Raw genomic sequence first — 13882 nt, 5'->3', positions numbered from 1 at the left:
TGCTGGCGTCAGGCCGGGCATGCTGGCATTCTCGAAGGAGGCATCGGTGGGTCGGATGTTCCGGCCGGGGAACCCACTGCCATGCAGAAGCGAGTCCGTCCCTGCGCTGAACCAGCGCGCGGCCGCGTTACCCCGTTCGCCAGTGCGGCCTGCGCGCAATCTTTCGCGTGGGCGCCACTTCCTGGCAACTCCGCGAGCTGGCGGGGGGAGACCCTCTGAGTGCGGCTGCTTGCGGAGCTTCGTCGCCGCAACGTGTTCCGCGCCGGGCTGGCGTGGCTGGCGCTCGGCTGGCTGCTGATCATCGTCGCCAATCTCCTGTTTCCCCTGCTCGGCCTGCCGGAACGTGCGGTGCGCAACCTCGCGCTGGCGCTGCTCGCGCTGTGGCCGCTGGTGCTCTGGCTGTCCTGGCGCTACGAATTGACCGCGCAGGGACTACGGCGCGATGCCGGCGCCGGTGCTGCCAATCCGGTAAGCCGGCGCACCGCGCGGCGCCTCGACCAGCTGACCGTAGCCTTGGTGCTGATGGCCCTGGCGCTGTCCGGCCTGCGCCACTTCGTCCTCGACCGTGCCGAGCCGCGCGGCGAGGCCGCGACCGGGCGTGCCTTACCCGTCGGGGAGGCCGCCGTGGACTCCGAGCGCCCGCCGGCGGTGCCCGCCGATCCGCGCTCGCTGGCGGTGCTGGCCTTCGCCAACCTCAGTCCCGATCCGTCGAATGCCTATCTCGCCGAGGGCATCGCCGAGGAGATCCTCAACGTGCTGGCACGCATCGACGGGCTGCGCGTGGCTTCGCGCACCTCGTCCTTCGCCCTGCGCGCGCAGTCGCACAGCGCGCGGGAGATCGGCCGCCAGCTGGGCGTGGCGCACGTGCTCGATGGCTCGCTGCGCCGCCAGGACGATCGCGTACGGGTCAGCGTGCAGCTGATCGACGCGGCCACCGACCAGCCGCTGTGGAGCGACAGCTTCGATCGCGAGCTCACCGACATCTTCGCCCTGCAGGAGGAGATCGCCCAGGCCGTGGCCGATGCCCTGGCCGAGCCGCTCGGCGTGCAGACCGTCCGCGTGCGGCGCGCCACCGACGACCTGGAGGCCTACAGCCTGTACCTGCGTGGTCGCCAGCTGTTCACCCAGCGCGGGGCCAGCCTCGAGCCAGCGCGCAGCCTGCTGGAACAGTCCGTCCAGCGCGATCCGCAGTTCGCCGAGGCCTGGGCTGCCCTCGCCGCGACGCTGTACGTCATGCCCTCTTACTACCCGGACGCTGCCCAAACGTCCTTCGAGCAGGCCGACGACGCCTCCGCGCGGGCCCTCGACCTGCTGCCGGACCTGGCCGAGGCCCTGGCCGTTCGCTCGCGCATCGCCGCCGACGCGGGTCGCCGCGACGAGGCACGCGCGCTGCTGGAGCGCGCGCTGACGCTGGAGCCCAACAACGCCAACAGCCGCATGTGGCTGGGGCTGACCCACCTCGAGGCCGGACACGTCGATGCCGCCGCCGAGGCCTTCGCCGAGAGCCATCGCCTGGATCCGCTCAGCGGTATCCATGTCGGCTGGCTGGGCGCGACCGAGCTGATCCACGGCGAGCTGGCCGGCGCCCGCGAGCACCTCGAGCGTGGCCACGCGCTCGGCTGGCGCGGCCCCGCCAGCGCCTGGCTGCTCAAGCTGGCGCTGCACGGCAGCGATGCCGAAGAGACCGCGCGGCGTTTCCAGGACTGGCTGCGTGATGATGGCCGGATACCGGAGGCGGTGCGCGCCGTGCACCACGCGGTGGCACCGGCCATCACCGACCCGGCCCAGCGGCCAGCCGCGCTCGCGACGCTCCGGCAGGCCGTGGAGCAGCAGCCCGGCTACGACTGGACCACCCTGATGCTGTTCGCCGGGCTCACCGATGCCGCGATCGAGGAAGCGCTACGGCCCAAGCCCGCCTCGGGCCAGATCCTGCTGATGATGATCTGGTCGCCGGTCGATGCGGACTTCCGCGCCCATCCGCGCTTTGCCGAGATCGCGCAGCGCCATGGCCTGCCTGCCTACTGGGCCGAGCATGGCGCGCCCGACGGCTGCCAGTGGCACGGGTCGCCGGACCCCAGGCTGGAGTGTGGCCAATGAGCGCGCCGAACACGGACGGGACGAAGTCAGACGGTCTCTATGCCGAGCTCAAGCGGCGCAACGTGTTCCGCGTCGCTGCCGCCTACATCGTGCTGGGCTGGCTGACCCTGCAGGTGGCCGACGTGGTGCTCGGCTTCACCGGCGCACCGGAGTGGGTCGGCAAGACGCTGATCGCGCTGCTGCTGCTGGGCTTCGTCCCGGCGCTGGGCCTGGCCTGGGTCTTCGAGGTCGACAGCCGCGGCATCCACGTCGATGACGGTGAGGCGCCCGCCACTGAACACGCCGATCCCGCGACGCACGCCAGCCGGCTGGACATGCTGACGCTGGGCGCGGTGTTCTTCGTCGTCGTGCTGATGGCCTGGCAGCATCTGGGGCCCGGATTCCGAAGCCAGTCGGATTCACCTGCCGAGGCACCTGCAGCGGCCGTCGACGCTGCGCCTGCGCCCACGGCGCAGGCCGATACGCCCGGCCGGGTCCCGTTCGACGATGAGCTGGTGCCGCCGTCCGGCTCGATCGCGGTGCTCCCGTTCACCAACCGCAGTGCCGAGCCCGACACCGCCTACTTCGTCGATGGCGTGCACGATGACCTGCTCACCGAGCTGGCGCGCAATCCGGCGCTGACGGTGATCTCGCGCACCTCGGTGCTGGAGTACCGCGACACCACCAAGAACCTGCGACAGATCGGCGATGAGCTGGGTGTCGCCCACGTCATGGAGGGCGCCGTACAGCGCGCCGGGCAGCGCGTGCGGATCAACGCCCAGCTGATCGATGCGCGCACCGATGCGCACCTCTGGGCCGAGACTTTCGACCGCGAGCTGAAGCCGGAGAGCGTGTTCGAGATCCAGAGCGAGATCGCGCGGGCCATTGCCAGCGCACTGAACAGCAAGTTGGGGGTGGCCGCCGAGCCCGGCGGCGTCGATCCGCCGACGCGCAGTCCGGTCGCCTATGAGGCTTACCTGCGCGCCCGCCAGGGACGCGAGAGCTGGGCCCGCGGTGCCATTGATGCACGCATCGCCCTCTACCGGCAGGCGGTGGAGGCTGATCCGGATTTCGCCGTGGCCATGGCCGAGCTCGGTCGCGAATATGCCAACCGGTTCTGGTACCAGACGCGCCGCGACGAGGACCGCCGCACCAGCCGGGAGTGGATCGACCGCGCCCTGGCGCTGCGCCCGGACGATCCCGTGGTCCGCCTGGCGCTCGCCGAGCACTACTACCGCGCCGAACTGGACTGGGAGGCTGCGCTGGCCGAGCTGGGCCGTGCCGAGGAGGGACTGCCCGGTAGCGCCGAGCTGGTCGCGATACGTGGCTACGTGCTGCGCCGAGTGGGCAAGCCGCAGGCCGCGATCGCCGCCCTGCTGCGCGCGGCCCGGCTTGATCCGCGCTCGTGGACTCCCGCGCAGACCCTGTTCGAGACCTATCTGCTGATCGGCAGGATGGAGGAAGCCAACTACTGGGCTTCGGTCATCTGGACCCTGCCCAACGTGCCCGAAGTGTTCCGGCGCGCCTACTACGAGCAGGCCAGGGCGCGCAGGACCGGAAACTACGCGCGGGCAATCGCCGAGATGGATCGCCTCGGCGGACTCGACCTGCCCGAAAGTGAGCGAGCGCTGCCGGAAATCAGTCTGGCCATCGCCTACGGCGCAGGGGACTGGACGCGCCTGTCGCGCTACCTCGATTCGCAGTCCGGTGAGGTGGTGGAGAACCAGTTCCGGGTGCTGATGCCCAACGCATGGAGGGCGAGGATGCTGTACGCCCAGGGTGACCGGGACGGCAGTCGACAGCTGGCGGAGGCGGCGCGGAAGCAGGTCGAGGGTCTGCTTGCCGGCGACCCGGACGATTACCGCCTGTGGATCGAGATGGCCCGGGCGCAGGCGCTGCTCGGGAGGCTCGAGGCGAGTCGCGCGGCGGTCGATCGGGCTCTCGCGAATCCGACGCTTGCACGCGACGCGTTGATCCGTTCGGAAGTGATGGCCGAAGCCGCGTTGGCCCTGGCGCCCGTGGTCGACAGCGAAGAGTTGGCCGAAGCGCTTCGCGCCTACCTTGCCCTGCCGATGCACTACTGGAGCCTCGATGGCCTGCTGGTGCTGCCCGAGCTAGGTCGCCATCGTGAACACCCAGCCATCCGCGCGCTTGCCAATGGGCAGGTTGATGACGGAGGGCGCGAATGAGCTTCCTCGCCGAACTCCGCCGTCGCAATGTCATACGCGTCGCCGGGCTGTACGTGGTGGCTGCCTGGCTGGTGGTGCAGGTGGCCGAGACCGTGCTGCCCATCTTTGCCACCCCGGAGTGGGTGCTGCGCACGCTGGTGGTGATGCTGGCGATCGGCTTCGTCCCGGCGCTGATCTTCAGTTGGGTGTTCGAGCTGACCCCGGAGGGCATCAAGCGCGAGCGGGACATCCGTCGGGACGAGAGCATCGTCGACCACACCGCGCGCAAGCTGGATGTGGCGGTGATCGTGCTGCTGGTCGGCGTGGCGGCCCTGGTGCTGTGGAAGCCCGGGCAGCGCGCGGAGACACCCGAGGGGGTCGCCACGGCCGAGACCGGCGCGGCTGCCGACGAACCGCTGCCGAGCCCGGAAGTGCCTGTCCCTCTGCGAGAGCCCAGCACCTCGATCGCCGTCCTCCCCTTCGTCAACATGTCCTCGGATCCCGAGCAGGTGTACTTCTCTGACGGCATCGCCGAGGAACTGCTCAACGCGCTGGTGAAACTGCCTGACCTGAAGGTCGCCGGCCGCACGTCCTCGTTCGCTTTTCGCGACCAGACTGGCGATCTGCGGGAGATCGGCCGCGCGCTCAACGTGAACCACATCCTCGAGGGCAGCGTACGCAAGCAGGGGGATCGGATTCGCATCACCGCCCAGCTGGTCACCGCCGAGGACGGCTTCCACCTGTGGTCGGAAACCTACGACCGCGAGGCCGGCGACATCTTTGCCCTGCAGGACGAGATCACCGCCGCGATCGTTGGCGCCCTGAAGGTGAAACTCGGTGGCGAAGTGGCCCCACGCGCCGAGCGTATCGACCTCGCCGCCTACGAGCGCTACCTGAAGGCGCGTCAGCAGATGGCCCTGCGTGGGGTGGAGGCGCTGCAGGTGTCGCGCCGGCTGTTTGGCGAGGTGGTCGCGTTGGCCCCCGACTACGCCCCGGCGCATGCGGGCCTGGCGCGCAGCCTGACCCTGCTCGCCACCTACGCCTCGACGGACCTGACCACGGAGGCCGTCCCCAGCGACCTGGAGGTGCAGCGCGTGGCCGGGCTCTCCGCGCGCCGCGCGCTGGAGTTGGATCCCGAGAACGCCGAAGCGTGGTCGGTGCTGGGCTACGTCGCCTGGCTGTATTCCGGTGACCTCGACCTCGCCGAGGAGGCCACCACGCGCTCCTTGGCGCTGAGTCCGCGCGACCCCGAGATCGTCAACTTCGCCGGTGATTATTTTTTCTGGGTGCTGGATCCACGCTCCGAAGCTACCGAGCGGCTGGCCGTCGAACTGGATCCACTGCAGGCCGCCAACCACCATGACCTGGCCCGGCTGCTGATCTTCGAGGAGCGCTACGCGGAGGCACTGGACGCGGCGCAGACAGCCCAGGCGCTGGGCTTCTACCGGCGCTCGCCGGCGCTGCTGACCGACACCGTGCTGCCTGGCCTGATCGGGGTCGGTCGCTTCGATGAGGCGCAGGCCCTGATCGATTCCGCTCGGCGTTCGGGCGGGCTCAGTGAGGGCATGGCGATCTTCATGCAGGCGCGCCTGCTGGTCGGGCAGGGAGATCAGCAGGCGGCCTCCGCCCTCCTCGACACCCTGATCAAGGAGGATGCGCCGTCGGTGCTGGGCTACTACGTGGTCGACGGCCTGCTGCGCCTTGGCCGACTGGACGAGGCAGCGGTCTGGCTTGAGCGCGCCTTGAGCGGCAAGGACCGGCTGCTGATGGATCCCCTGTACCTGCCCATGCCCGAACGGCTGCCCGAGCACGCCGGTCTTCGCAGCCTGCTGGACCGGCCATCGCTGCGACGGCTGTTCGAAATGCGCCGACAGAATCTGCAAGCCAAGGAGGGTGCGAGCGCATGAGCTTCTTCGCCGAGCTGAGCCGACGCAACGTGATCCGGGTCGCCGGCCTGTACGTCGTCGCGGCGTGGCTGGTGGTGCAGGTGGCCGACACCATGCTGCCGGTGTTCGAGGCGCCGGGTTGGGTGATGAAGGTGCTGGTCGGGCTGCTCGCCCTCGGCTCCGTACCGGCGGTGGTATTCAGCTGGGCGTTCGAGCTGACGCCCGAGGGAATCAAGCGGGAGCGGGACGTCGACCGCTCGGAAAGCACGGTCGACCTGACTGCGCGCAAACTGGATGTTGCAGTGATCGTGCTGCTTGTGCTGGTCGCCGGCCTGGTTTTCTGGCGGCCGGGCGGTGAGCCCGACCTTGTGGCCCGGTCGCCGGCGCCGGCAGCGGATTCGGCCACCCAGGATGCCCCCGGGGAAGGGGCCGAGATCACTGACAAGAGCATCGCCGTGCTCCCCTTCGCCGACTTCAGCCAGGGCGGCGACCAGGGCTGGTTCGCCGACGGTCTGACCGAGGAGATCCTCAACGCGTTGGCGCGCACGCCGGACCTGCTGGTCAGCGCGCGCACTTCCTCGTTCAAGTACAAGGGCAGCGACCTGGCGATCCCGCAGATCGCGGCGGAACTGGGCGTGGCCCACGTGCTCGAGGGCTCGGTGCGCAGCGGCGCCGGCCGGATCCGCGTCACCGCCCAGCTGATCCGCGCCGCCGACGGCTTCCATCTGTGGTCACAGACCTACGACCGCGATGCGGCCGACATGATCGGCATCCAGGAGGACCTTGCAAGGCAGATCGCCACGGCCATGCAGACCAGCATGGATCCCAAAGCGCTGGCCGACATGGCCGAAGTGGGCACCCATTCGGTGGAGGCCTACCAGGCCTACCTGCGCGGCGTGGCGGAATCCCTTCCTACGACGCAAGAAGACTTCCGCCGGGCCTATGAGCACTTCGAGAGCGCGCGGACTCTTGATCTCGGCTTTGCCGCGGCGCATGCGCGTGCCGCGGACTATTGGCTGAACGAGATGGATCCGACCCTGACGACGAGCTCGCAGCGTGACCTGTCTGGCAGCGAGATGCTGGCGCGATTCCAGGAGCGCATCGATCTGGCGATTCGCCACGCCTCCCGCGACGTTGACCGGCTGACTTCACGTTCGCTCAAGGCACAGGCGGAGCAGCGCTTCAACGAGGTCATTGCCTTGCGCCGCGAGTTGCTGGCCGCGCGCCCATCGGACCGCATCTCGCTGAATGTCATCCTCGACATGCTGACCCGCACAAGCGAGGTCGACGCGATGCGTGAGCCGCTGGATCAGGTGTACGCGCGCGCCAGCGAGCGGGCCGAATGGGCCAACCTGTATCTGAACTACGGCCACCGGGGCCCCGACGTCGCACTGGCGGCGGAGCGCGCGCTCCCGCTGGCCGAACGCTGGCGGGATGACGAGTTTGTCCTCTACCAGGCGCATCGCGGACTGCTTTGGTACGGACGTATCGACGCCGCCCGTAAGGTTCTCGAACGCTGGCAGCAGGTCACGCTGCGCGGGCAATGGTCGCTCATCCCGCCCGCGCGGCAGGCCAGCGCCGAGGGCCGCTGCGAGGAGGTCGAGCGGCTGCTGGGCGAGCTCTCGCCGAAGCAGATCTCCGAACGCTGGCATCTGCTGATGCTGCTGCAGCGCAGCCGCGAGGCGACCGAATTGCTGATGCCCTATGAGGAGAGTGGCAACGTGCAGGCGCTGTCCGGCTTCCTCAGCTACCGCCAGTTCGATCCGACGCCGTTCCCCTCACTGATGCGCGTGCTCGAGCGGGAAGGCGTGCAGCGACCCGCAGCCGTGGGCGTGCCATTCGCCTGCCCGGCGCAGGGCGGCGGCATATGAACACGGCGCAGCGACCTGTGCAGGCGCCAAAGTCCGGACTCTGGGCCGAACTGCGCCGCCGCAACGTGATCCGCATGGCCGGCCTGTACCTGGTCGGCGCCTGGCTGATCGTGCAGGTGGCGGAGACGGTGCTGCCGATCTTCCACACCCCGGACTGGGTGCTGCAGACTTTGATCGTGCTGATCGCGCTCGGCTTCCTGCCGGCGCTGGTGTTCTCCTGGCTGTACGAGCTGACACCGGACGGCCTGAAGCGCGATAGCGAGGTGCCGGTCGACAGCGCCATCGCCTCACGCACGGCGAAACGGCTGGATATGCTCACACTGGCCGCGGTCGCAGTGCTGCTGGCGGTGATCGCTGCCGATCGCTTCTGGCCCAGCGCCGGCGCGCCGGTTCGCCCGCCGCCGGTGTCGACCGCGGCCGCCCTGGCTATTAAGCCAACCGTTCCAGCACAAGCCACGACAGGCGCCGCCCCAGCCGGCCACACGCCGGGCCTGATCGCGGTGCTGCCCTTCCGCAACCGCAGCGTGCGGCCCGAGGATGCGTTCTTCGCTGAGGGCGTGCATGACGATCTGCTGACCCAGCTGTCCAAGGTGGCGGCGTTCAGGGTGATCTCGCGCACCTCGATGATGCGCTACACCGACACGACGAAGTCGGTGCCGGAGATCGCCGCCGAGCTGGGCGCGGCGGTAGTGCTGGAAGGTGCCGTGCAGCGCGCCGGCGACCAGGTCCGTATCACCGTCCAGCTGATCGACGGCGCCAGCGACGTGCACGTCTGGGCGGAGAGCTACGACCGCGCGCTGACCACCGACAGCATCTTCGCCATCCAGGCCGATATCGCCCAGGCGGTGGCCAAGGCGATGGAAGTGGCGCTCAGTGCGGACGAAAGCAGCTCGCTGCGAACCGGCATGACGCAGAACCTCGACGCCTATGAGGCCTTCCTGCAGGGCACCCTGCTGTCCGATAGTTCAACCCTGTCGCCGGAGACCTCGCGCCAGGCCATCGCCGCCTTCGACCGCGCGATCGCACTCGACCCGGACTTCGCCGAGGCCCATGCGCGCAAGGCCCACGTGCAGTTGCTCAGCTTCTGGCTGGCGCTGGGGCCGCGCGCCCTGCGCGAGGCCGGTCGTGACAGCCTCGCCGAGGCCCGCCGGCTGGCCCCCGACAACATCGAGACCCTGCTGGCCCAGGCCTACGAGTACTACTGGGGCCAGCAGGACTACGCCCGCGCGCAGCAGACGCTGGACCAGATCCTGGCCCGCCTGCCCGACCACGCGGCTGCGCTGGAAACCAGCGCCTACGTAGCGCGGCGCGACGGTCGCTTCGATGACGCCTTCGACTACTTCGAACGCGCGCTGGCGATCAATCCGCAGGAGGTCGACGTCATCCACTCCCTGGTCGAACTGCTCTTCATCATCCGCGGTGATTTCGACGCCGCGGAGGCGATGCTGCAGCGTGCGGCGCGTCTGGGCGCCGACAATCGGGTGCGGGCGATCTGGATCCAGGAAGCGCGCGGCGACCTCGACGCCGCCTGGGCCGAGGTCGACGGGCCGGTGCAGAATTTCTTCCCTGTGCCTGCCCGGATTGCGATCAAGAGCCGCGATCCGGCGCGCATCGCCCAGGCGCTCTCGCCCGAGCTGTGGCCGCACGACCAGCGCAGCGTCGGCGATTTCCCCGAGCTTTACGCCATGGTGGAGGCCGTCGCAGCGCTGGCCCTTGGCCAGCAGGAACAGGCCCGCCAGCTTCTGCAGGCCATCAAGGCGCGGCTTGAGCAGCGCAGCGATCCCTACCCCTCGCGCTGGCTGGGCAATGCCTATTACCACCCCTGCGACCTGCCCGGAATGCTGGGCGATCTCGAGGGCGTGCGCGCGGCCGAGGCGGACTACCTCGCCAACGCCCGCCGCGACGAGTGGGGCTCGCGTGGAGTCCATCTCTCGCTGGCGATGGCCTTTTCACGAGCCGGAGACCCGGAGCGGGCGTTGCACTACCTGGACCGCCTGATCGAGCGCTACGGACCCCACACCTATGCCTGGTTCGCGCCCGAGCCGGGCTTCGATAGCCTCCGCGAACACCCGCGCTTTCTTGCCTACCAGGCCGCCTACCAGCAGTGGGCCGCGGAGCGAAGGGAATGAGCCTGCTGTCCGAGCTGCGCCGTCGCAACGTCATCCGCATGGCGGGCCTGTACGTGGTCGGCGCCTGGCTGGTCGTGCAGGTCGCCGAGACGGTGCTACCCGCGTTCGACGTGCCGGGCTGGGTCCTTCGCGCGGTGATCATCCTGCTGGCCATCGGCTTCCTGCCCGCCCTCGTGCTCAGCTGGGTGTTCGAGCTGACGCCCGATGGATTGAAGCGCGAGTCGGCGCTGGATCCGGCGCGGCGCCACGACCACGTGACGGCGCGCAAGCTCGATGTAGCGGTGATCCTGCTCCTGCTTGCGGTTGGCGGGCTGACCCTGTGGAGCCACCAGCGGGGCCCTGCGCCCGCGAGTGATTCGCCGCCGCAGACCGCAGAAGGCAGCGCATCGGATACGGGTCCCGACGCCGCCACGGCATCGCCGGCGTCGCCGACCGCCCAGGCGGCCTCGATTGCCGTCCTGCCCTTCGTCAACATGAGCCCGGACCCGGAGCAGGAGTACTTCTCCGACGGCATCAGCGAGGAAATCCTCAACGCCCTGGTCAAGGTGCGCGGCCTGCAGGTGGCCTCACGCACCTCGGCGTTCGGCTTCAAGGGCCAGGAAGCGCTGGGCGTCCCCACCATCGCCGAGCGACTGGGCGTGCGCCACGTCCTCGAGGGCAGCGTGCGTCGCGCCGGCAACACCCTGCGCATCACCGCCCAGCTGATCGATGCGCAGACAGACCGGCACCTCTGGTCGGAGACCTTCGACCGGCCGCTGACCGCCGAGAACGTGTTCGCGATCCAGGAGGAGATCTCCACGGCCATCGTGGCCGCATTGAAGGCATCGCTCGCGCTGGGCGACGTAGGCCAGCTGGCGCTGACCCAGCCGACCGACAACCTCAGCGCCTACGACCTGTATCTTCAGGCCCGATCGCTGATGCTGGGTCGACGCGCGCTTGACCGGGCCGAGCAGCTGCTGGCGAAGTCGCTGGAGCTGGACCCGGCCTTCGCCAAGGCATGGGAGCTGCGCGCCGCGATCACGTCCTTGCTGACGGAATACGGGTTCTCCGAGCTTGATCCCGAGATGCTCGACAAGCAGGTGGTTGAGTACGCGGGCAGGGCGCTGGACCTGGAGCCCCAATCCAGCCTGGCCCTCGCCGCCATGGCGCGCGTCCGCGGGCAGGTGGGGCGGTCGCTACGCGGCCGCGTCGACTTCGCTTCCGTGCTCAGCGACCTTGAGGCGGCCATCGAAATTGATCCGCACAACATCAATGCGATGAACTGGCTGGCCCTGACCTGGGCGCTGTTGGGAGAACGGGAGCGCGCGCTGTCGATGTTCGACCGCTGCCACGCAGTTGACCCTCGGTTCGCGCCCTGTGCGGAAAACCGGTTCGACAGCATGTGGGTATTGGGGCGAAATGAGGAGGCCTACGCCGCGATGCTTGAAAGCCTGAGCCGGGGCGTGAACGTCGAGGGCTATGCCAACCTGCATCTGTTGGCCGAGTTCGAACAGCGCGCGGCGTTCCTGCTGCTGATGAACCATCCGCTCTGGCTGCCAGGCTGGAATCGGGGGAATGAGATGTATGAGGCCTTCCGGCATCCGCAGCGCGATCACGCTGCGCTGCGCGAGGACCTGATCCGTTTCCTGGGCGATCGGGAGCAGACCTACTACATGCCGACTTTGCTGGTCCCCCTGGGTGACTACGCGGCGCCGCCGCCGTCGTGGCTGTTGTGGGGCGAGGTCTACGCAGACTACCGGCGGTCGCCGCAATTCCACGCGCTGGCTGCGCAAAGCGGCATGCTCGACTACTGGCGGGCCCACCGATTCCCACCGCAGTGCCGCGCCGCGTCCCCCGACGGCTTCGAGTGCGGCGAATGACGCCAGGTCGCGCCAACGGATTTATCGCCGAGCTGCGCCGTCGCAACGTGATCCGCATGGCGGGCCTGTACGTGGTCAGTGCCTGGCTGATCGTGCAGGTCGCCGAGACCCTGCTGCCGATCTTCGCCACGCCAGAGTGGGTACTGAAGGCGCTGGTCGTGCTGCTGGCCGTCGGTTTCATTCCTGCGCTCGCACTGTCCTGGGTTTTCGAGCTGACGCCGGAAGGAATCCGTCGCGAGACCGCGACAGCCGCGTCTCCCACGCCCGTGGACGGCACCGCGCGCAAGCTGGACATCGCCGTGATCCTGCTGCTGTGCCTGGTCGGCGCGATCACCGTGGGTCGCTGGCTGGACCAGCCGGCGACCCATGAATCCGGGACAGGCCCGACGGCGGAAGGCTTCGCAGACGGGGCGGATTCGGCGCAGGCAGGTAGATCGCCTGTCAGACAGGGCGAAAAGTCGATCGCCGTGCTGCCCTTCTCCGACCTCAGTTCGGAGCGTGACCAGGAATATTTCTCCGACGGCATCGCCGAGGAAATCCTCAATGCGCTGGCCAAGGTGCGTGACCTGAAAGTCGCCGGACGCACCTCGTCCTTCGCCTTCAAGGGCCGCAACGAGGACCTGCGCGAGATCGGCAAGACCCTCGGCGTGGAAAACATCCTCGAGGGCTCGGTACGCAAGCAGGGCGACCGCGTGCGGATCACCGCCCAGCTGATCCAGGTGGCGGATGGTTTCCACCTCTGGTCCGAGACCTACGACGGCGAGCTCAGCGACATCTTCGAGCTGCAGGAGCGCATTGCGCGCGCCATCACCGACAAGCTGCAGGTCATCCTGCGGGGCGACCAGGAGCGTCGCCTGGTGCCGGTGGCGACCAGGAATGCCGAGGCCTATGGGATGTACCTCCAGGCGAGCGCCATCTTCCACCGCCGCGAGGGGGCAAGATTTGCCGATGCCATCGCGCTGCTTGAGGAGGCGCTGCGTCTCGATGCCGGCTTCGCGCGCGCCCACGCCCGGCTGGGTGCCGTGCACGGATTGGCGCCGCAGTATGCGGGCGCCGAACTGCACGCTTCGATCACCGCGGCGCTGAGTCACGCCGAATCCGCGATTGCGCTCAACCCCGACCTGGCAGAAGCCTACGCGGTGCTTGCACAGGGCCTGTCGAGCGTGCGCGACCACGTTGCCGCGCGGGAGTCCTACGAGCGTGCGTTGTCGATCGACCCGGACGACGTGCTGGCGAACTTCTGGATGGCCACCTACCTGATCAACGCCGGCTATCTGGAGCAGGGCGACAGGTATCTTGACCGCGTGCTGGAGATCGACCCACTCCTGCCCAACGCCCTGATGTGGCGGGGCTCGCGATATGTCTTCGAGGGCAATCTGGTCGAGGGAGAACGGCTGCTGCGACGTGCCGATGCGTCTGGCATCAGCAATGTCGGCCTGGGGCTCGCACACCTCGCCGAACGGCAAGGCAATCAATCCGAAGCCTTCCACCAGCTCGCGCGCGGCCTGAAGGTGTTCATGAGCGCCTTTGCTCCCGAGGCGCCCCGCATCGTGGCGGAGGGTGCCTTCGGAAACGCAGCGCAGCGCGCCGCCGCCGTAGAGATGGTCGAAGCCTATCTGGCAGGCGATCCCGATGTGGTCGCCGGCGCTGCGCCCTATGCCCTGATCTGGCTCGGTGAGCCCGGCCGCGCGCTGGCGTTGGCCGCAACCGTGCCCACCGACTCGGATGCAATGCTGAATTTCCTCCTATGGAGCCCGGTTGGCGCCGGCGCGCGCCAGCTGCCCGCCTTCTCCCGCTTTGCCCGCGATGTTGGCTGGGCTGCCACCTGGGACCGATTCGGCGCGCCGGACCTGTGCCGCAAGGAGGCCAGCGGAGACTATGTCTGTGAGTAGC

Annotated in this window: 7 protein-coding genes; all 7 read left to right on the top strand. The window is 68.9% G+C overall.

Translation table 11 applies throughout. From position 1 onward, the window contains the following. The first annotated feature begins 219 nt into the window (after positions 1-219). Genes M0G41_RS03530 through M0G41_RS03500 form a run of 7 tightly spaced genes read left to right on the top strand, consistent with a single transcriptional unit; the run spans position 220 to position 13881 of the window. Positions 220-2097 (top strand): tetratricopeptide repeat protein, encoded by a 1878-nt coding sequence (locus tag M0G41_RS03530; RefSeq protein ID WP_248205079.1) that lies wholly within the window; start codon positions 220-222, stop codon positions 2095-2097. Next, entirely contained in the window at positions 2094-4265 is a 2172-nt protein-coding gene (locus M0G41_RS03525; RefSeq protein ID WP_248205077.1) for a hypothetical protein, read from the top strand. The genes M0G41_RS03530 and M0G41_RS03525 overlap by 4 nt, the downstream gene beginning before the upstream one ends. Continuing rightward, complete coding sequence (locus M0G41_RS03520; protein WP_248205076.1) at positions 4262-6151, top strand: hypothetical protein; 1890 nt, start codon at positions 4262-4264, stop codon at positions 6149-6151. Before M0G41_RS03525 ends, M0G41_RS03520 begins: the two co-directional genes overlap by 4 nt. After that, on the top strand, positions 6148-8001 hold the full coding sequence (locus M0G41_RS03515; protein WP_248205073.1) for a hypothetical protein: 1854 nt from the start codon (positions 6148-6150) through the stop codon (positions 7999-8001). The genes M0G41_RS03520 and M0G41_RS03515 overlap by 4 nt, the downstream gene beginning before the upstream one ends. After that, positions 7998-10130 (top strand): tetratricopeptide repeat protein, encoded by a 2133-nt coding sequence (locus M0G41_RS03510; RefSeq protein WP_248205071.1) that lies wholly within the window; start codon positions 7998-8000, stop codon positions 10128-10130. Before M0G41_RS03515 ends, M0G41_RS03510 begins: the two co-directional genes overlap by 4 nt. Beyond that, positions 10127-11989 (top strand): tetratricopeptide repeat protein, encoded by a 1863-nt coding sequence (locus M0G41_RS03505; protein WP_248205069.1) that lies wholly within the window; start codon positions 10127-10129, stop codon positions 11987-11989. Before M0G41_RS03510 ends, M0G41_RS03505 begins: the two co-directional genes overlap by 4 nt. Then, positions 11986-13881 (top strand): tetratricopeptide repeat protein, encoded by a 1896-nt coding sequence (locus tag M0G41_RS03500; protein ID WP_248205067.1) that lies wholly within the window; start codon positions 11986-11988, stop codon positions 13879-13881. The genes M0G41_RS03505 and M0G41_RS03500 overlap by 4 nt, the downstream gene beginning before the upstream one ends. Position 13882 lies beyond the last annotated feature (1 nt).

This window comes from Pseudomarimonas salicorniae (assembly GCF_023156535.1).
Classification (GTDB): domain Bacteria; phylum Pseudomonadota; class Gammaproteobacteria; order Xanthomonadales; family Xanthomonadaceae; genus Pseudomarimonas; species Pseudomarimonas salicorniae.
This window is presented reverse-complemented; position numbering and strand designations above follow the sequence as displayed.

Excerpts from the sequence above, each read along its gene's own strand:
- M0G41_RS03525 (WP_248205077.1), top strand. The coding sequence starts at position 2,094 with ATGAGCGCGCCGAACACGGACGGGACGAAGTCAGACGGTCTCTATGCC.
- M0G41_RS03520 (WP_248205076.1), top strand. The coding sequence starts at position 4,262 with ATGAGCTTCCTCGCCGAACTCCGCCGTCGCAATGTCATACGCGTCGCC.
- M0G41_RS03515 (WP_248205073.1), top strand. The coding sequence starts at position 6,148 with ATGAGCTTCTTCGCCGAGCTGAGCCGACGCAACGTGATCCGGGTCGCC.
- M0G41_RS03510 (WP_248205071.1), top strand. The coding sequence starts at position 7,998 with ATGAACACGGCGCAGCGACCTGTGCAGGCGCCAAAGTCCGGACTCTGG.
- M0G41_RS03505 (WP_248205069.1), top strand. The coding sequence starts at position 10,127 with ATGAGCCTGCTGTCCGAGCTGCGCCGTCGCAACGTCATCCGCATGGCG.
- M0G41_RS03500 (WP_248205067.1), top strand. The coding sequence starts at position 11,986 with ATGACGCCAGGTCGCGCCAACGGATTTATCGCCGAGCTGCGCCGTCGC.